Source organism: Planococcus sp. TJ-301 (assembly GCF_058268475.1).
Genome location: NZ_JBZDOH010000005.1, coordinates 21,544 through 41,036, shown reverse-complemented (window position 1 = coordinate 41,036; position 19,493 = coordinate 21,544). Strand labels below are relative to the sequence as shown.

Annotated in this window: 18 protein-coding genes; 2 read left to right on the top strand and 16 right to left on the bottom strand. The window is 48.2% G+C overall.

Translation table 11 applies throughout. From position 1 onward, the window contains the following. Window positions 1–31: 31 nt before the first annotated feature. Window positions 32–1,510 carry an MDR family MFS transporter gene (locus AC4EHJ_RS15990; protein ID WP_490976602.1) on the bottom strand — a complete coding sequence of 493 codons (1,479 nt, stop codon included), beginning with the start codon at window positions 1,508–1,510 and terminating at the stop codon, window positions 32–34. A 507-nt stretch (window positions 1,511–2,017) separates the two neighbouring features. Here AC4EHJ_RS15990 and AC4EHJ_RS15985 point away from each other — a divergent pair. Continuing rightward, window positions 2,018–2,875, top strand: a complete 858-nt coding sequence (locus AC4EHJ_RS15985) for a TetR/AcrR family transcriptional regulator (protein WP_490976601.1) — start codon at window positions 2,018–2,020, stop codon at window positions 2,873–2,875. Window positions 2,876–2,932: 57 nt separating this feature from the next. On the opposite strand, the gene AC4EHJ_RS15980 is transcribed toward AC4EHJ_RS15985, so the two are convergent. From AC4EHJ_RS15980 to AC4EHJ_RS15945, 8 genes are all read right to left on the bottom strand, one after another. Further along, window positions 2,933–4,384, bottom strand: coding sequence for an amidase family protein (locus tag AC4EHJ_RS15980; protein ID WP_490976600.1), 1,452 nt, complete (start codon window positions 4,382–4,384; stop codon window positions 2,933–2,935). An 81-nt stretch (window positions 4,385–4,465) separates the two neighbouring features. Next, window positions 4,466–4,615, bottom strand: a complete 150-nt coding sequence (locus tag AC4EHJ_RS15975) for a Fur-regulated basic protein FbpA (RefSeq protein WP_490976599.1) — start codon at window positions 4,613–4,615, stop codon at window positions 4,466–4,468. 104 nt (window positions 4,616–4,719) lie between these two features. Further along, window positions 4,720–5,217: a flavodoxin family protein gene (locus AC4EHJ_RS15970; protein WP_490976598.1), complete on the bottom strand. Its 498-nt coding sequence runs from the start codon at window positions 5,215–5,217 to the stop codon at window positions 4,720–4,722. A 21-nt stretch (window positions 5,218–5,238) separates the two neighbouring features. After that, window positions 5,239–5,901 carry an L-2-amino-thiazoline-4-carboxylic acid hydrolase gene (locus tag AC4EHJ_RS15965; protein ID WP_490976597.1) on the bottom strand — a complete coding sequence of 221 codons (663 nt, stop codon included), beginning with the start codon at window positions 5,899–5,901 and terminating at the stop codon, window positions 5,239–5,241. 181 nt (window positions 5,902–6,082) lie between these two features. Beyond that, complete coding sequence (rlmD, locus tag AC4EHJ_RS15960; RefSeq protein ID WP_490976596.1) at window positions 6,083–7,447, bottom strand: 23S rRNA (uracil(1939)-C(5))-methyltransferase RlmD; 1,365 nt, start codon at window positions 7,445–7,447, stop codon at window positions 6,083–6,085. Window positions 7,448–7,575: 128 nt separating this feature from the next. After that, window positions 7,576–7,686: a cytochrome bd oxidase small subunit CydS family protein gene (gene cydS / locus AC4EHJ_RS15955; RefSeq protein ID WP_490976595.1), complete on the bottom strand. Its 111-nt coding sequence runs from the start codon at window positions 7,684–7,686 to the stop codon at window positions 7,576–7,578. A gap of 14 nt (window positions 7,687–7,700) precedes the next feature. Continuing rightward, window positions 7,701–8,729, bottom strand: a complete 1,029-nt coding sequence (locus tag AC4EHJ_RS15950) for a cytochrome d ubiquinol oxidase subunit II (RefSeq protein WP_490976594.1) — start codon at window positions 8,727–8,729, stop codon at window positions 7,701–7,703. Further along, entirely contained in the window at window positions 8,726–10,072 is a 1,347-nt protein-coding gene (locus AC4EHJ_RS15945; RefSeq protein ID WP_490976593.1) for a cytochrome ubiquinol oxidase subunit I, read from the bottom strand. The genes AC4EHJ_RS15950 and AC4EHJ_RS15945 overlap by 4 nt, the downstream gene beginning before the upstream one ends. Window positions 10,073–10,288: 216 nt before the next feature. On the opposite strand from AC4EHJ_RS15945, the gene AC4EHJ_RS15940 reads away from it, so the two are divergent. Beyond that, a complete protein-coding gene (locus AC4EHJ_RS15940) occupies window positions 10,289–10,717 on the top strand; it encodes an NUDIX hydrolase (protein ID WP_490976592.1) in 429 nt (142 codons plus the stop codon). A 103-nt stretch (window positions 10,718–10,820) separates the two neighbouring features. On the opposite strand, the gene AC4EHJ_RS15935 is transcribed toward AC4EHJ_RS15940, so the two are convergent. The 7 genes from AC4EHJ_RS15935 to ligA form a co-directional block, all read right to left on the bottom strand. Further along, the gene (locus AC4EHJ_RS15935; protein WP_490976591.1) at window positions 10,821–11,732 is read right to left on the bottom strand and encodes a diacylglycerol kinase; all 912 of its coding nucleotides are present in this window, start codon (window positions 11,730–11,732) and stop codon (window positions 10,821–10,823) included. A 101-nt stretch (window positions 11,733–11,833) separates the two neighbouring features. Further along, window positions 11,834–12,394 carry a thioredoxin family protein gene (locus tag AC4EHJ_RS15930; protein WP_490976647.1) on the bottom strand — a complete coding sequence of 187 codons (561 nt, stop codon included), beginning with the start codon at window positions 12,392–12,394 and terminating at the stop codon, window positions 11,834–11,836. Window positions 12,395–12,915: 521 nt separating this feature from the next. Further along, on the bottom strand, window positions 12,916–14,346 hold the full coding sequence (gatB, locus tag AC4EHJ_RS15925; protein ID WP_490976590.1) for an Asp-tRNA(Asn)/Glu-tRNA(Gln) amidotransferase subunit GatB: 1,431 nt from the start codon (window positions 14,344–14,346) through the stop codon (window positions 12,916–12,918). Further along, complete coding sequence (gatA, locus tag AC4EHJ_RS15920; RefSeq protein ID WP_490976589.1) at window positions 14,343–15,812, bottom strand: Asp-tRNA(Asn)/Glu-tRNA(Gln) amidotransferase subunit GatA; 1,470 nt, start codon at window positions 15,810–15,812, stop codon at window positions 14,343–14,345. The genes gatB and gatA overlap by 4 nt, the downstream gene beginning before the upstream one ends. 19 nt (window positions 15,813–15,831) lie before the next feature. Continuing rightward, window positions 15,832–16,122: an Asp-tRNA(Asn)/Glu-tRNA(Gln) amidotransferase subunit GatC gene (gene gatC / locus AC4EHJ_RS15915; RefSeq protein ID WP_490976588.1), complete on the bottom strand. Its 291-nt coding sequence runs from the start codon at window positions 16,120–16,122 to the stop codon at window positions 15,832–15,834. A 211-nt stretch (window positions 16,123–16,333) separates the two neighbouring features. Next, the gene (locus AC4EHJ_RS15910; RefSeq protein ID WP_490976587.1) at window positions 16,334–17,461 is read right to left on the bottom strand and encodes a CamS family sex pheromone protein; all 1,128 of its coding nucleotides are present in this window, start codon (window positions 17,459–17,461) and stop codon (window positions 16,334–16,336) included. Window positions 17,462–17,474: 13 nt separating this feature from the next. Beyond that, entirely contained in the window at window positions 17,475–19,481 is a 2,007-nt protein-coding gene (gene ligA / locus AC4EHJ_RS15905) for an NAD-dependent DNA ligase LigA (RefSeq protein WP_490976586.1), read from the bottom strand. Between the last annotated feature and the right edge of the window lie 12 nt (window positions 19,482–19,493).

Below are 19,493 nucleotides of genomic sequence, written 5' to 3'. Positions count from 1 at the left end.
GCCTCCAAAAAAAGAAGGCAGCCCAGGTATTTCATTGTGATTCCGCAACTTCTGTGCGCTTGTAAACTTCTTCTTTTTCCGCTTCTTCGACTGGGCGGACCGGTTTTTTGATAAACAGCGCCAATAATAATGCGGCTATTGCGATGAACGTCGATATTTCAAATGCGTAGTTGATCCCTTCAAGAAGCGCTGAATTCATAATGCCCTCAGGCGCTGTCCCGCTAGCCGCCAATTCCTGCGCCACCGATTCGGTCCGCATATTCATCAACGTGATAAGGAACGCGGATCCAATGGCACCTGATACCTGCTGCAATGTATTATTGATGGCAGTGCCGTGCGGATAGGACTTGATCGGCAGTGTATTGAGCCCGTTCGTCATAACGGGCATCATGACCATTGAAATTCCGAACATGCGAAACGTATAAATTGCCATGATTTGCAGAAAGCTTGTTTCCATCGATAATTGACTGAAAAGGAACGTTGTGATGACGACAATCGCCAGCCCAGGAACCGCTAATACTTTTGCGCCGAAGCGGTCGAATAGCCGTCCGGTGATCGGCGACATGATCCCCATCAGCAAAGCCCCTGGCAGCATCAGCAGGCCGGACTCAATTGGTGATATCCCTTTGATGGTCTGGACATAGATCGGCATCAAAATCATGCCGGAAAACATCGACATCGCCAGTGCAATTGATATAACGGAAGACAACGCGAACATTGGATATTTATAGATGCGTACTTGCAGCAAAGGTTTGTCCAGTTTCAGCTGGCGCCAGATAAAGATTGCCAGTGCCAACAGCCCTACTGAAATCGTTCCATAGACTGCCGGGGTTTGCCATCCCATCGAGCCGGCCGAACTGAAGCCGTATAAAACGCCGCCGAATCCGATGCTGGATAAAATCACAGATGCTTTATCCAGCGTGATTTCGCGGTCTTGGAATGTCAGGTTTTTCAGTTTCACTGTGCCGAGCGCTAGAGAAATCAAAGCAATCGGCAAGACGATCCAAAAAAGTACACGCCACGAATAATGTTCCACGATAAAGCCGGAAAGCGTCGGACCGATTGCCGGTGCCACAACCATGACCAATCCGAAGAATCCCATCGCTGACCCTCTTTTTTCAACTGGAAAAGCAGCTAGCATTACATTCATTAAAAGCGGCATCATTAAAGCCGATCCCGACGCCTGGATCATCCGGCCAGTAAGCAAAACGCCGAATGTTGGCGACAATGCCGCAATCAATGTTCCTATAGAAAACAAAGACATCGCTACGATGAATATAGCGCGGTTTGAATAGCGCTGGATGAAATATGCGCTAGCAGGTATCAAGATGCCGTTCACTAGCATATAACCGGTGACCAGCCATTGTACTGTAGATGCATCTTCAATATTCAAATCCACCATAATGGAAGGCAGGGCGACATTCAATAAGGTTTGGGTGAAGATAGCCACAAATGCTCCGGTAAAAAGGATGGCTATTATGCCATAAGGCGGTTTTTTCTGTTCTGTCATTCTACTAATTCCTCCGTAAATTTCAGCTTTATTTTAATTCTCCAATGCTTCATTCCACCATTTTATACCGACAGTATAATTTTATCAACTAAAATAGACTAGCAGTCTAAAAAATTGATTTGGAAAGGTTTTCAAGCTATGATAAAGCTGAAGTTAAGTTGAAGTAGTAGTTTATAATCTTCGATATTCCGCAAAACAGCTGCGAAGGTATTGATCCAAGAATCGGGAAAATACCTTTGCGACGAAGTGCGTAGCACTGCAACGCACTTTAATGTCTTGAAGCTAGCGCAGCGATGAAGAAGCAGAAAGTTCTTAGCAATGAGACGAGTGGTCTCCTCGGCTAATGGCGAGAGCCAAGGAGGTGCCAGTAACTTTCGGCAACTCCTTAGCGACGAGCTTGCGCAGGAGCAATCTTCTTTGTTCTGCACAAAGCGGCCGAAGCGGTACATAAAAATTTACTTTTTTAGTTCAACTTATAGATAAAGAAAGTACAAAGGTGAATAAAAAATGAATCCAAAAAAACAGAACATCATCAACGCCGCTTACACCCTTTTTATCAATAAAGGCTACAACGCTTCGTCGATCCAGGATATCCTCGACGAAGCTGGCGTCTCAAAAGGCACATTTTATAATTACTTCACTTCCAAAACACAATGCCTCATCGCCATCATGGAATCAATCGGCAGCGAACTGAGCCAATTGCGGATGGCTGCGGCTGCCGGCCGGCCTGCAAACGATCCACAGGTCCTTGCTGATCAATTGAGCATCCGCATCAAATTGAATCAGGAAAAAAATCTCTTTTCACTCTATGAAAGCATTTTTTACTCACAGGATCAGGAACTAAAGGAATTTTCCAAGCTCACTTATTTGAAGGAGCTTGATTGGATTGCTTCCCGGATTGTCGACGTCTTCGGCAAGAGAGCGAAACCGTATGCACTTGACAATGCGGCAGCACTCCACGGTTCGATCCAGCAGCTTTTCCATCTATGGAAAGTGACATCGCACGAGGTGCTGCCGACTGATGAACTCGCTTCATTCGTCGTGCGGCGTTTAGAAGTGACCATGGCCCATCAAATCGCTTCAGGCGACCGCTTTATCCGGGAAACCGGGCTGTATCCGAAAAAACATGCTGAAAACCTGTCGCCAAATGAACTCGGAGCCCAGCTCGAGAGCTATAGCAAGTCAGCGGCTGATGATGATAATACGGCGCAGCTCGTGGCTTTCCTGGGCAGCGAATTGCAGTCGGACAAGCCACGCAAAGTGTTGATTGAAAGCGTTCTTGGCACTGTCGCCAACAAAAGCGGACATGAAGCTGAATTGCTGGCTATGCTTGAACAGGTATGGAAACAGCTCGCAAAGCTATAAACACAAAAAAGGACAGAACAAGAGCCATGAATTCGGCTTTTGCTCTGTCCTTTTCATTTATGGTTTTCTGCGCCCCTGAACGGCTTGCTCAAACGCATAGGCGTATTCGATCAGCTCAGGTTCGCTAAAAGCTTTGCCTGTAAATGTAATATTGAACGGTTCGTTTTCACGGCTGTAGCTGAACGGTACGGTAATGGACGGAAATCCTGCCGCAGCCCCGATGTTGCAGCCATAGTCTTTCGGCAAAATGAGGGCATCTGCTCCTGTTTTTTTTAACGTGGCGCTGATGCCTTGCTTGCCAGCCAAAAACCGGTTCCGCTCTAAGGTTTCCAAGTATTCACGCTCTGTTAATTTGCCGCTCGTGCCGGCGGCTTGTTCAAAAAGGTTTTGCCCGAATTTCAATGTTTCCGCTGCATGCGCGAGATTGAATGCGATGGCATCATCCAACGAACGGATTGGATTTTCACGGTCGGTCTTCGCTAAATAATGGTTGATGCCCGCTTTGAATTCATGCAGCAGCACCGCAAATCCGAGATCTTCCTGCGTGACCCCTAAATCGACATCGTCGATGATTTGTGCCCCGCATTGCCGCAGCCTATCAAGTGATGCATTGAACAACTCCAACTCTTCAGAGGACAGCTTGTCTAGAAAAAGATTTCTCGGCACACCCAGTTTGGTTCCCGCCAACCCATCTTTATTGAAATGCTTCTTCCAATCGTAAGATTCGAATGGTTCAGCGAATGCCGTAACGGCATCTTCAGGATCACGCCCGATCAATTGGGCGAAGACCGTAACTGCGTCCTCGACGGTGCGTGCAAGAGGTCCAGCAGTGTCCTGTGTCAATGATATCGGAATGATGCCGCTTCTGCTGATCATTCCGACCGTCGGTTTGATGCCAACCAAGCTATTCCGGGCAGCCGGATCAATAATGGACCCTGACGTTTCTGTGCCAATTGCTGCAGCGGCTAAATTGGCTGCGACCGCTGCCGCAGAACCAGAACTGGAACCGCCAACATCGAAAGCGCCATAAGGATTTTTCACTTGCCCACCGCGCGAACTAAAGCCGTTCTCCATTTTATCCGTCATGAAGTTCGCCCATTCCGTCATGTTCGTCTTGCCGATGATTATGGCGCCTGCACTGCGCAGCTTTTCGACAACTTTGGCATCGCACAGTGCGTAATGGTCTTTCAATGCCAGCGAACCTGCGCTTGTATGCATCATGTCGTCCGTGCCCATATTGTCCTTCAGCAAAACCGGAATGCCGTGCAGCGGTGAACGTACGCCTTTATGCAGGCGTTCAAAATCCAGCGCCTGCGCAATCTGCACAGCTTCGGGATTGAGTTCCAGCACGGCATTGATGCTTTCACCCGACAGTGAAATATTCTCTTTGTACATTAAAACAAGTTCTTCTGAAGTCAGCTTCCCTTCAGCCATTTCCTGCTGAAGTTCTGCAATCGTTTTGTCATCCAGTTGTTCCAGCCGGTATTGTTCCAATTTTTTGTGATGCATCAGGTTCCCTCCCATATACGGATGTACAGCTGATTCCATTCTCCAAATTCCCGTCATTGAAAAAAGCCGGGTTGGCCCGGCTTATATTTCCTCAGTATAGCTTTTCATCAATTCATACAGAGACAATTCGTATAGTTGTCTTCCCTCTATTTTAAATACATTCTGTTCAACTAAATGATCGATGATGATCGAACGTTTATCTTCGAATTTCGATTCTGGTATGTGTTCCATAATGGCCGTTCTCTCCTTAGCAATTTATTCTCTTTTCTTTACCTCGAACACACGGTCTTAAAACCTTTCGACTGCAGAAATAAAACAAAAGTTTTCAGTCCGCCTTATTTGCCAGCCCTTGCCTTAAGAGGCCGATCGGAAAAGTCGCAAAATCGGTCGATCATGTCTTCAATTTTTGCCTGCCGCGTATTGCGGGACCAGTTGATGACGCCTGTCTCATAGACGTCAGCACCTTTCGATTCGCAGATTTTCTTCATCTGTCCAATGGAGCGGCTGCCCCCCATAAATGGAAACGGGAAAGATTGGGTAACGAAGAGAGCCACCATTTTGTCACCCAGATCAGGAAGCTGTTCCAAATACAGGCGCATCGTGGGGGATACCGCCATGCCGTAGACCGGTGCCCCGAATACGACTAGCTCGTAAGGCTCGACCGGCGGAATTTCCTTCAGCTGCCCGTTTTTTGCATTTTTCGGCTGTTCTTCCACCGGCACCACCTTTTTCAATTCCACCGTATGCCCTTTGTCCATCAGCTTTTGGCTCAGTTCCTCCGCTACATTAAATGTATGTCCGGTCATGGAATGGATGATAATGCCGATTTTCATCATGCCCCGCCCCTTCCGCTTTTATTTCCTGTCTGTAAAGCCACGCTCAGGGTTCCATTCACAGGTTCCCCCGACTTCGTACATGCAATTGCAGCAATCATCTCCGTCCGCTAACGTCTTTTTGCGTGAAAAGCCGTTTTCCATAATATTGGCTGCCAGAAAGTCGATGCGGCATACGGCCGGAAACATGCCGAGCGCATCAAAGTCCTTGCTGAGTTTCATCATTGCGCATTCCGTTATATCAATCTCGAAATGGTCGTCATCCTGATCGGTGAAAACGATTTGCCAGTCATATGGGTGCAGCTTCCCTACCTTGCCCCGCTGCTCATGCAATGCAGCATCATCGCGGAATCCCGCCATATATCCTTTCATCGGCATCTTAAGCAACCGCTTCGGAATCAGCTCCAACAGGTCCTCCGACATTACCCACAGTTCTTCACCCGCTTCTTCACTTGAAAAGCCCATTGTCATCAATGATTTGTACCAGGCAATATAGGCTGGGCACATATCGTAGCTCGTTCGGAACACACTGTTGCCAATGTCTGGCACTCTCGGCAGAATTTCTTGCATCCAGCCATCGGCGTTCGCTTTGAATTCCTCCCAAAATCCATTCCCGAAGTCATTCAGCATCCGCTCTTTCGCACGCCGCATGCCTAAGCGGTATAGAAGTTTCGCCCTGTCCATCTTCTGTTCCTCCGTCCCCTTCAGAAACCTGGCAATGTTTTTAAAGCCTCACGCTAAATATATTGAAAATTCTAACATTTGTCCATCTTTTTAATGCTCTCGTTTTCCCTGCCTATATATAGCCAATAAAAAAATGCCGGGCTCACCGCCCGGCATCATCGTTCTTTATTTAACTAATCGTTCATTCAGCCAATTCGAGCCAAGCCACTGCTTCGCAATGGGTCGTCTGCGGGAACATATCGACTGGCTGCACTTCTTTCGTACGGTAGCCGCCGTCTTCAAGGATCCGCAAATCGCGCGCCAGCGTCGCCGGATTGCAAGATACATAGACGACGCGTTCTGGCCGCTGCTGCAGAATAGTCCGCAGCAATTGCTCGTCGCACCCTTTGCGCGGCGGGTCGACCACCAGCACATCCGCCTTCTTGCCTTCTTTATACCAGCGCGGAATCACTTGCTCCGCAGGTCCTGCTTCGAAAAGCGTATTCGTCAAGCCGTTGAGTTCGGCGTTGCGTTTCGCATCTTCAATCGCTTGCGGCACGATTTCCACACCCATGACGAATTTCGCTTGCTGCGCCAAGAACAGCGAGATCGTGCCGATGCCGCAATAAGCATCAATGACCGTTTCGCTGCCTGTCAATCCTGCATATTCAAGCGCCTGCCCGTAAAGCGTTTCAGTTTGAATCGGATTGATCTGGTAAAAAGAACGCGCGGAAATCTCGAATCGCACATCACCGATGCGGTCTTCGATGACTTCCTTGCCCCATAGCGCCGTTGTGTCATTGCCGAAAATGACGTTGGTCTTTTCTGGATTGACGTTTTGGACGATAGATACGGTGTCCGGCACAAGAGAGCGGATCAAAGCGATCGCCTGCTCTGCCTGAGGGAATTTCTTTTTCTTCGTCACGAGCACCACCATGATTTCGCCGGTCGCACGTGCTTTGCGGACAACTACATGCCGCAGCTGGCCGCGATGCGTTTGTTCTTCATACGGCTCGATGCCCATTTCGATCAAGCTCTTTTTCAAGCCAACCATGATGGCATCCGCTTCCAAGGTCTGGATCAGGCAGACGTCCGTATCCGCGATGTTATGCGAGCGGCTTTCATAAAATCCCGCTACCGTGCGGCCATTTTCAACGCCGAACGGAATCTGCGATTTGTTTCGGTAGCGCCACGGATCTTCCATGCCTTTCACGGCATGCACCGGCACGTTCGGCAATTTCCCGATGCGGGTGATTGCATCGCGCACCATTTTCTGTTTGAACTCTTTCTGGCCTTCGTAAGATAGGTGCTGAATCTGGCAGCCGCCGCATGTATCGAATACCGGGCATGGTGCATCCACCCGATTTGGTGAGGCTTTCTCTATTTCAAGCAATTTTGCAAAGCCGTAGGATTTCAAGGTTTTCAGAACGTGCACGCGTACATCCTCACCCGGCAGCGCGCCTTGGATGAACAGCGGGTAGCCGTCCACTTTCGCAACGCCTGCGCCGTCGTGTGTCAAATCTTCCACATGGACAAGCAGCCTGTCATTTTTCTGTACTGGTTTCAAAGGGTTCACTCCATTTCACATTCCGTCATTATAACATAGGGCTATGGCAATATTCACTAATGAATCCATATTTCCTGGTACCGCAGCCAAAGAAAAAACGCGGCAGGCGAAACGCCCGCACGCGCTTGTTACTTTTTATCGTTGGTGACAATCCCGTCTTTCAGGGAAATCCAGAAAGCGCCGATAATGGCACCGACCAGAACGATGAATGGCGCGTAGAATATTAGAAAATCCTGCATCTCTGCTTCCTCCTTTATGCGTGGTAATCTGATTTCCCTTTGACGTAATCTTTATCGAACAAGAACAATCGGAACAGCAGATACAGCGACGGCAGCAATAAGCCAAGCCCTGCAATGAATGCGATGATCAATGAAATTGCCATGGCTTCATTGGTGAAACTGTCGTAGATCGTCAGGTACGGATAAAGCAGATACGGGTAATGGGAAACGCCGTAAGCGAAAAAGGCAGTGAAGAACTGGCCGACCAGCAAGATGAAAGCCCAACCGTAGTTGCGGCGTTTCCAAAGCAGGTAGACCGTTCCGAGAAACAGCAGGAACGACAAACCAAAAATCCACCAAAGATCGAGCAGCCGTGTGTAATGTTCTGTATTGTGGCTGCGCAGTTCAAAAATGATCCCAGTTGCGGTGATGATCGTCGGCCCGGCCCAAAGCAATGCGTATTTGCGCATTAAATGCGTCGCTTTCGCGTCGCCTGCTTTGCTGGCGTACCAAGTCAGGAAAACCGCCGAGATGTAAAGCACTGCCGCCAAGCTCAGTACAACGATGCTCCATGTCAATGGGCTGGTGAAGAGCGCCAGATAATCGAGGTACGGAGAATCGCCGTCCATTTTTATAAAGCCGCCTTCTGACATTGCCAGCACCGGCGATAGCGATGCTGGGAGCAATAGCCCGGACAAGCCGTACATATAAATATAGCCGCGGTGGTTGATCTTTGCGCCATAGGTCGCGAAGGCGTAATAAGAGCCACGGATTGCCAACAGGATTAACGCAATGCTAGCCGGCACAAGCAAGGTGGTGCCGTAATAAAATGCCGTCTGCGGGAAGAAACCGATGACGCCGACGAAGAAGAAGACGAAAAAGACGTTCGTCACTTCCCATACCGGCGACAGGTACCGCTGGATGATACCGGTCAGGATATGCTGTTTATTGGTGAAGGCGCTGTAAGCATTGAAAAAGCCTGCGCCGAAATCGATAGATGCGACGATGACATAAAGGAACAAGAACAGCCATAACACCGATATTCCGATAATCTCTAACGTCATTCTTGTCCACCGCCTTTTTTCGCTTCCCGGTCAGCCAGTTCCTTTTCAACCGGATTGCGTTTATACATGCGGGTCAGGACGACAATTGTCCCAATCCCGAGAATGATATACAAGCCCGCGAACAGGATAATCATCAGATCAACCTGGCCGCTTGTGGTTGCGGCATCTGCAGTCTTCATATACCCACGGAGAATCCAAGGCTGTCTGCCCACTTCCGTGAACCACCAACCCGCTTCAATAGCCACCAACGCGAGCGGACCCGTTGCCAACAGCAGCCAGCGGAACCATTTCGCACGGACAATCGCCCAGCCGCGCCAAGCGCCGACAACGTAGACCATCGAGAAGAACGCCAGCCACATGCCGATGCCGACCATGGTATCGAATAGGTAATGGATCCACAGCGGTGGCCGTTCATCTTCCGGGAATTCGTTGAGTCCTATCACTTCCGCACCTGGCGTACCGTGTGCCAAAATACTTAAGGCATACGGAATCTTGATGGCGTATTTCGGCTCTTCGCCATCAAGCACACCGAACATGATTAACCCGGCGTCACCTTCTGTTTCAAAATGCCATTCAGCAGCAGCCAATTTTTCAGGCTGGTATTCCGCCAGGTATTTTCCGGAGAAATCGCCGATAATAGCTGTTGAAATCGAGAAAATCAACCCAATTTTCATCGTCAAGAACAATGCTTTTTTATGGTAGACATGATCTGATCCGCCAATCATCCGCATCGCCGCTATCGAAGCCAGTACGAAAGCCGAGGTCATGAATGCCGTGGACATGACGTGCGCGACTTTCGTCGGCACTGCCGGATTGAAGATGGCGAGCAGCGGCTGCACATTGACGAACTCGCCGTTAAGGATTTCAAACCCTTGTGGCTGGTTCATGAAGGCATTGACAATGGTAATGAATAATGACGATGCCGCCGCACCAAGTGCAACGGGAATGAGTATTAATAAATGCTTGCGCTGATCTTCAAAACGGTCCCACGTGTACAAGTAGATGCCGAGGAAAATCGCTTCAAAGAAAAATGCGAATACTTCCATGAACAACGGCAGTGCGATGACGTTTCCTGCGAGCTGCATGAACTCAGGCCATAGCAGCGATAACTGAAGGCCGATTGCCGTCCCGGTTACAACTCCGACCGCTACGGTAATAACAAAACCGCGTGCCCACCGGCGCGCCAACAGAATATAATGTTCATCATTTTTCTTGATCCCTACCCATTGCGCAATCATGATCATCAATGGAATCCCGACACCGACTGTCGCATAGAGAATATGGAAAGAAAGCGTCATTAACGTTAAAATCCGGCTTAATAAGGCCGTGTCTTCAAAACCCATCTCGTATTACCCCTCTCAAAATCCGAAAGATTGCCGTGCTTTTGCTATAACCCCATTGTACCTTATCTCTCCCTGCCGCTCGATTTCTAAACACCATTGCAGCAGGATATTTTCACCAGCTTTGAATAACTTGTGACAAACAAAAAAATGAATTGATTGAAAAATTTCTAAATATTTAGTATTCTAATAACACAACAAATTAAAGGATGATTCAACATGAGAACAAAACGGAAAGTATTTGCCTACATTACACGAGGACCGCAAGAGAACAAAGAATTATTGGTTTTCACCCATAAAGGAGAACCGGAAGCAGGTCTGCAAGTTCCCGGCGGAACCATTGAAGAAGGGGAAATGCTCATTGACGCCCTGTATCGCGAAGTCCAGGAAGAAACAGGACTGCCCCGCGTAGTGCTGGAATTCGAAGGGAAAATCCACAAATACACGTATTATCCTGAACATCAGGACAAAGCTTACGAGCGGAATATCTTCCATTTCGAATATACCGGCGAACCGACTGAATCCTGGGAACATACAATTGTCAGTGACGGCCAGGACAACGGCCGCACTTTCCAGTTCCATTGGGAGCCGATCGACAACCTGCCAAAACTTGCGGCCGAACAGGATGCTGCAATCGAACTATTGTAAACACATAGAAAAAGCTGCACCAAAAGGTCATTTATAATGACGTTTTGGTGCAGCTTTTTTCGTATTGGCTCAAGAACCGAATAGACGCAGTTGCGCTTAGTTCTTATTTCCGGTCTTTTTCATTGATGGAATCGATCGGCACCATCACCTCAATGTGGCGGCCCAAGTTTTCGAATGTCGCCGGCAGTAAGCCGCCGTATTCGCCATCAAGGTTCAACAAGACCCGTTCATCGGATGATACCGAGATTTTGCTGGCTTTCGCGTAAATGACATGCGGGTCTGACAAATGATCTCCGCGCAAAGCCAGTGAAGCCACGCGAATAAATTCAGCCATATTCAATTCTTTCAAAATCAATAAGGTGAATTTGCCGTCGTTAATGCTGGCATCAGGTGCCAATTTCTCAAAGCCGCCAACTGAATTCGTCAAGCCGATCAAGAACATCATCGCATGATCATCAAACACATGGCCGTCGTATTCAATGCGGACTTTCGAAGAACGGATGGAAGGCAGCATTTCAATGCCTTTCAAATAATACGCCATTTGCCCAAGCACGGTTTTCAGCTTGCTCGGCACTTCGTACGTCAATTCAGTTAACCTGCCGCCTCCAGCAATGTTGATGAAATGGCGATCGTTCATAAGCCCGACATCCACCGGGATGGAGTTGCCTTCAATAATGATATCGACCGCTTTATTGATATCCCGCGGGATATGGACAGCACGCGCAAAATCGTTTGTCGTCCCCATCGGGATTAATCCGATTTTCGGCCGCTCTTCAAACCCTGATACGCCTGATACCACTTCGTTCAAGGTTCCGTCGCCACCCACCGCGACAATCAAATCAAAATTCCGTTTTACTGCATCAGCAGCAGCGACTGTAGCATCGCCTTCCGCGGTTGTTGCGTGGCAAGACGTTTCATATCCCGCCTTTTCCATTTTCTCAAGCACTTCCGGCAAATGTTTGCGAAAAAGTTCCCGCCCGGAAGTTGGATTGTAAATGATTCGTGCACGTTTCATACCAGATTCAGCCTTTCTTAACGTTCTTTATACTCTATAGGATTCATTGCGTCCAAAAAAGTTCCAGCCAAGAAAAAAACCGACATTGAGCCGGCCTTCCCTTACTTCAAACTTTCCATGAACGCTTTCCGTAAATCATCATACACCATTTGCCAAAAATCGCTATTCCACGTAAAGCCATCCGAAATTTCCCCATAAATCGTTTTCGTGTGGATTTCGTATTGGGGATCGGTTTTTTCCGGGAGCTTCGCTTTTTGCTCATCCACGAAATCCTGGACTAGCGGTGCTCTTGGGCCCCACGTCCCCAGCACCTCGCCATCCGGCGATAGAATCAGATATATCGGAATCGAGCGGCCGCCATTCGTCAAATAGCGATCCATCAATTCCAGGTTCTCATCTCTTGCGATGCAGCGGACCTTAATGCTGGAAGCTTCTGCCATTTTCCGCAGAATCGCGTTGTTCATCATCGCGTCGCCGCACCAGTCTTCTGTAATCACCAAAATATGCGGCTGCTTTTCTTTCAGCAAAGCCGTCAATTCCGGGTCTTCAGGCAAATTGAATTTCTCATAAATCGAATAGGACTTTTCTTGGTTGGATTCCATTTGGGCCATATAGCTTTCAATCGGAATGCCATTCTCGAAATACTGCTGCTCCGTTGTCATAAGCAAATCACTTCTCCTTCATCGCTTGAATCGATTATCAGATTCCCCGCGCATCTGCAGGCAGAACCTTTCTGTCTGTTTTGCGTGAAGTCCTTGTAAGCTATTCTTTACCCTTTTTAGAAGGTCAGCAAAACTAAGCGGCATACCTGCTTTGCAGTCAGGATTTGCCATCCCTCTTAGTTTACTGCCAGAATGCCAAAGCATCAACCCATATTGTTCTAACTTTTTTTGGGAATAAGAAATGGCCCGGCAAGTAAATCATTTAGATTGTTAATAAGGTTCTGTATTCCAAATTTATTTAGCAATTAATTAACCGATATTCCGCAAAACAGCTGCGAAGGCATGGACCCAAGAATTGGGGCGATGCCTTTGCGACGAAGCGCATAGCGCTGCAGGAGCAACGGTTTTCGCAGCGAGGGAAGCGGCTGAAGCCAGGCCCGCGGAACGCGTCCGCCTGGGAGCGCAATGAAAAAATACCAAGAAGTATAAAAAAAAATGGCCCGCTTGGCGGGCCATTTAGTTTACCTTTTCGCAATTTCCTCGAGAAGGATTTTATTGAGCATTGGCGGATTCGCCTGCCCTTTTGTCGCTTTCATGATTTGGCCGACTAAAAAGCCGATTGCGCGGTCCTTGCCGTTTTTGAAATCTTCGATCGATTGGGGATTGTTGTCCAGCGAGTTTGTGACCAGTCCGCGCAATGTTGCGTCGTCGGAAATCTGGACAAGCCCTTTGGCTTTGACGATATCGTTAGCGTCTCCGCCTTTTTCAAAGAGTTCGGTCAAGACTTTTTTGGCGATTTTCGTTGAAATCGTACCGTCGGAAATCAGTTTGATCATGCCTGCCAAACCTTCCGGCGTCAATGCCGTATCCGCCAATTCTTTCTGTTGGGCGTTCAGGTAAGCTGAAATTTCGCCCATCAGCCAGTTGGCAGTTAATTTTGCATCAGCTCCGGCTGCAACCGTCGCTTCAAAGAAATCGGAAATCGGTTTTGCGAGCGTTAAGATCATCGCATCGTATTCCGACAAGCCCATTTCTGCTACATAACGCACTTTCCGAGCGTCAGGCAACTCCGGGATTTCTGCGCGGACGCGCTCTAGCCAAGCATCGTCAATGACAATGTCGACAAGATCCGGTTCCGGGAAGTAACGGTAATCGTCTGAGCCTTCTTTGATGCGCATAAGCAATGTTTTGCCTGTTGATTCGTCGTAGCGGCGCGTTTCCTGCTGGATAATGCCGCCTGACAGCAATACTTCCTCTTGGCGGATTTGCTCGTGCTCGATCCCTTTGCGCACAAAGTTGAACGAGTTCAAGTTTTTCAATTCTGTTTTTGTACCGAATTGTTCCTGGCCATATGGACGCAATGAAATATTGGCGTCGCAGCGAAGTGAGCCTTCTTCCATCCGCACATCAGAAACACCTGTGTATTGGATGATTGCTTTGATTTTTTCCAAATAAGCATAGGCTTCTTCCGGCGTCCGGATATCCGGTTCAGAAACGATTTCAATCAACGGCGTGCCTTGGCGGTTCAAGTCGACCAATGAATGGCCGTTCCCTGTATGCGTCAGCTTCCCAGCGTCTTCTTCCATATGAAGGCGCGTGATGCCAATGCGTTTTTTCTCGCCTTTTACTTCGATTTCGATCCAGCCGTGTTCACCGATCGGCTCATCGAATTGTGAAATCTGATAAGCTTTCGGGTTGTCCGGATAAAAATAGTTTTTTCGGTCGAATTTCGTGTGGCGGTTGATTTCGCAGTTTAATGCTAATGCAGCTTTCATTGCCCAATCTACTGCGCGCTTATTGACTACTGGCAAGACGCCCGGATAGCCCAAGTCGATGACATTGGTATTTGTATTCGGTTCTGCACCGAAATGGGCAGGTGCAGGCGAAAACATTTTGGATTCTGTTTTCAGCTCGACGTGTACTTCGAGGCCGATAATCGTTTCAAAATTCATTTGGCTGCTCCCTCCCATACTTGAGGAGTTTTTTTATGGAAATCGGTTGCCTGTTCGAAAACATCCGCAACGCGGTAAACTGTTTCTTCGTCGAAATATTTTCCAATGATTTGCAAGCCGAGCGGCAAGCCATTGTCGAAACCGCACGGAATCGAAATGGCCGGAACTCCCGCAAGGTTGACTGGAATCGTCAAGATATCATTGGCATACATTGTTAACGGATCATCAATTTTTTCGCCGATTTTAAAAGCAGGCGTCGGAGTTGTTGGCCCAATGATAACATCGTACTTTTCAAACGCTTTGTCGAAATCCTGTTTGATAAGTGTGCGCACTTTTTGCGCTTTTTTATAGTAAGCGTCGTAATAGCCTGAACTCAACGCATAAGTTCCAAGCATGATGCGGCGCTTCACTTCATCGCCGAATCCTTCAGAACGGGTATTCATATAGAAATCAAGCAAATTGCCCGCTTTCTCTGTGCGGTAGCCATAGCGAATACCGTCAAAACGCGACAAATTCGATGAAGCTTCCGAAGAAGCGATCAAGTAATACGTAGCAAGTGCATATTTAGAATGCGGCAGAGAAATTTCTTCCCATGTCGCGCCTTTTTCTTCAAGAACTTTCAATGCATCGCGTACCGCTTGTTTTACGGCTTCTCCGACACCTTCTGCAAAATATTCTTTTGGCACGCCGATGCGCAGCCCGTTAATGTCGCCCGTTAAAGCAGCAGCAAAGTCCGGCACTTCAACGTTTGCGGAAGTCGAGTCTTTTTCGTCATGCCCCGAGATGACATTCAATAATAATGCATTGTCTTTAACAGTGCGCGTAATCGGACCGATTTGATCCAATGACGAAGCATAAGCGATTAAACCGAATCGTGAAACCCTTCCGTATGTTGGCTTCATGCCTACTACGCCGCAGAAAGCAGCCGGCTGGCGAATCGACCCGCCAGTGTCAGACCCTAATGTAAAAGGCACTTCTCCTGCAGCAACTGCCGCAGCTGATCCACCTGAAGAACCGCCTGGAACAGTTTCCAAGTTCCATGGGTTTTTCGTGTTTTTGTAATACGAGTTTTCGTTGGAAGAACCCATTGCAAATTCATCCATGTTTAATTTGCCGACAATGACCATGCCAGCCGCGTTCAATTTTTCGACGACAGATGCATTGTAGATCGGGTTGAAGCCCTCTAAAATGCGGCTTGATGCTGTCGTTTCAATGCCTTCAGTAACAATATTGTCTTTTACGCCGATCGGCAAACCGAATAATGGTCCTCGCTCGCTCATTGGCACTCCATCCAATTGCGCGGCTCTTTTCAAAGCGCCTTCTTTATCAAGCGCTAAAAAAGCGTCGACATCTGAATCCAATTCAGCAATGCGCCCAAATGCATTTTCAGCCATTTCAGCAATCGTCGTTTCTTTTGTATGTATCATTTCCTGCAGCTCCGCTGCGGTTTTATTTGCTAAGCCCATGTTTTTTCCCTCCTCACAATCAATCTAGTATAGTTGGAACTTTAATTTGACCGGCTTCGTGTTCTTTTACGTTTTTCAAAACCAGTTCGCGGTCTAATCCAGCTTCTGCTTTATCTTCACGCAATACGTTAACCATCGACAATACATGCGTTGTCGGCTCCACGTTATCCGTGTCTAATTCGTTGAGCAATTCCATCGCATTCGTGATGGCTTCCAATTGGTCAGCAAAATGTACCGCTTCATCATCAGTGATGGCCAAGCGCGCCAAATGCGCTACTTCGATCACTTCTTCTTTTGTTATTTTCGCCATTTCTCTACACCTCCGGATTCAGTAAACATACGCTATATCATACCATTTTTCTAAGAAAAGCGAAAGCGACCATCTAGGTTCGACGGGCATAAGATAGATCACTCTTTGCTACACAGCTGGGTTGGCTTATGACTCCAGGGAATTGTGCGCTTGTGTCTGGACAAAACATTGAATAGGGACAGCCGCATGGCTGTCCCTATTCCGGTGCAAATTAATCATAAATGTGGACAATCGGTTCGGTTTGTCCTGCTTTTCTAAGGACAAGCGCTTCCGGCCCGTTTGTTGACGTGACACTGACTTCCACTTCAATGTTCTCTGGGAAATGCTCCAGTACCAGCCCCGTTAAATATTGCGTGAAGCCGATCAGCTCAGCAGAGCCATAGAATTGTACAGGTATATCCACTTTCAGCCTGCGTAATTGGTCTTCCTGATAAAAGCCCGTTCCAATGACACTTGTGAAATTCGAGAAGTATTCTTCTACATCCATCTTGAAGTTCCGGAACGAAGTATCGACATCACGGTATTTGTCTTCTGAACCGGATGTCGGGAAAATAACATATTCCTCTTTGACCGGCGTCCAGTTTGCAACGTCGTTTTCGCCTCCCGGCGCGACACCGTATGCAAAATAAGTTCCCGGTGCAATTGCGCCACGGCTGCTTTGCTTGAATAGGCCCACCGTGATTGGAATGTCTTTCATGCCTTCTTTTTCACGCAGGCGCTTGATGATTTCTGCTGCCATGCGCTTGCCTTCTTTGTTTAGTTGGGCTTGCGAAATCGATTCTTCATAGGAAACTTCATCGACGGAATTATAATAGATCGAATTCAAAGCCAACCCGATTGAAACGCCGCCTAGCCGGATGGTTTCTTTATCGGTCTTTACCAAATAATTCTGTTCGACGATATGCGCCAGAATTTCAGCGGCTGGACGGTCGCCTGCTTTTTTCTGTTTAGCATCGCGCGAGTCGGCTGCATTCAGTCCAAGAGCGTTTTCCTTGCTCTTGCGGCTTAGCCAGGCACTGGCGTCTTCACGGGTGATTTTTTGGCCTTCCTGGAAATAATAATCGTCAGGCGAAAACTGGCGCTGTGACAAACGCAGCAAACCGTCTTCCGCTTCTTCAATATCATAGCGGGAATTCAGCCGGTTGATGATTGTTCCGCGCGTGGCACTTTGTTTATATGGCAGCAATGTCCGGTAATACCGGTCATCGAGCTGAATGCTCGGAATGATTGCTGTCTCTGCTTCTTCTTCTGTACTCAGCACTTCCGCTTCTTCTGATGCGGAAGGCACACAGCCTGCCAGCAATAGCATGCTGACCGGTATCCACCAAATGCGTTTCATTTTATAAATCTCCTCATTTACTCAATTCTTCCAAGAGGCGTACTTCGTCCCAGACATCCACTTTCAGCTCAAGCGCTTTTTCCAGCTTCGAACCGGCTTCTTCGCCTGCAATGACCAAATCGGTCTTTTTACTGACGCTGCCAGACACTTTGCCGCCAAGCGCTTCGATACGTTCTTGTGCTTCGCCGCGCGTCAATTGCTCGAGTTTGCCAGTCAGAACGATCTTCTTGCCGGCGAAAGCATTCGCTCCCGCTTCAACAATTACGCGAGTCCCGGTATACGTTAAATTGACGTTCGCTTCCGCTAAACGTTCCATTAATTGCTGAACTTCTTCTGCATCAAAATAAGCGACAATAGAATCGGCCATTTTCTCACCGATTTCATGGATTTCAACCAATTCTTCTTTTGTGGCTTCCATCAATTTTTGCATCGAACCAAAATGCTCGGACAAAATGCGTGCGCCCCGTTCCCCAACGTGTCGGATGCCAAGGCCGAACAGCAATCGTTCCATGGAATTTCTGCGGGAAGCATCAATGGCGGCGATCAGGTTCGCCGCTGACTTCTCGCCCATACGGTCCAGGTCTATAACTTGTTCTTTCGTCAATTTATAGAGGTCGGAAAAATCAGCGATCAAGCCTTCCCGATATAATTGTTCAATTACTTTTTCGCCCAGTCCTTCTATGTTCATGGCATTGCGCGACACGAAATGGATCAGCCCTTCCGTTATTTGCGCAGGGCATTGCGGGTTGACGCACCGCAGCGCCACTTCGCCTTCAATGCGCACCAGATCGCTGTCGCATGCCGGGCAATTGGTGGGCATTTCAAACGGCTCTTCCGTTCCTGTCCGTTGGTCCACAATTGCGGACACCACTTCCGGGATGATGTCGCCCGCTTTGCGGATGATCACTTTATCGCCGATGCGGATGTCTTTTTCTTTGATCAAATCTTCGTTATGCAGCGAAGCCCGCTGTACTGTGGTTCCTGCCACTGATACCGGATCGAGGATAGCAGTTGGAGTGACGACGCCCGTACGGCCGACACTAAGCTCAATATCCCTGACAGTAGTCATCACTTCTTCGGCCGGGAATTTGTAAGCAGTCGCCCATTTCGGGCTCTTCGCAGTAAAGCCTAAATCCTGTTGATGCAAGTAACGGTTCACTTTAATGACGATGCCGTCTATTTCATATGGCAACTCCGAGCGCTGCTCCTGCCAGTGTTCGATGAACGCCAGCACTTCTTCGACACTTTTGCAGACCCGGCGCTCATTATTCGTCTTAAAGCCGACCTTTTCAACGTATTTCAGCGATTCTTCATGTTCACTTAAACCGTACGATTCGCCTTCGCTGCCGATGCCATAAATGAATACGTCTAAATTGCGGCTTGCCGCAATCTTCGGATCCAGCTGGCGCAGCGATCCGGCTGCCGCGTTGCGCGGATTAGCGAACAATTCTTCACCGCGCTCGCCGCGTTCAGCATTCAAGCCATGAAACGATTTCTTCGGCATGAAGACTTCCCCGCGAACTTCAATCTCTACGGAATCATTCAGTTTCAATGGAATAGTCCTGACGGTCCGAAGGTTAACCGTGATGTCTTCGCCTATGCGTCCATCTCCCCGGGTCGCCCCGCGGACAAATTGGCCGTTTTCGTAATGAAGCGCCACTGCAAGGCCATCGATTTTCAGCTCGCAGACATATTCAATGTTGTCTCCGGCGCCGCTGCGCACGCGTTTATCAAATTCACGGATATCTTCTTCATTGAATACGTTCGATAAGCTGAGCATCGGACTTGAATGGTTGACTTTTTCGAAATTCGAAATCGGAGTGCCCCCGACGCGCTGTGTAGGAGAATCCGGGAAAATCAAATCGGGATACAAGTTTTCAAGTTCGATCAATTCGTTCAGCAATTGGTCATATACTGCATCAGGCACTTCCGGCTTGTCCAGCACATAATAGGCATGGCCGTAAGCCCTTAGCGTTTCGTTCAACTCAATCACTCGTTGTTCTGCTTGTATTCGGTCCATTGGACATCCTCC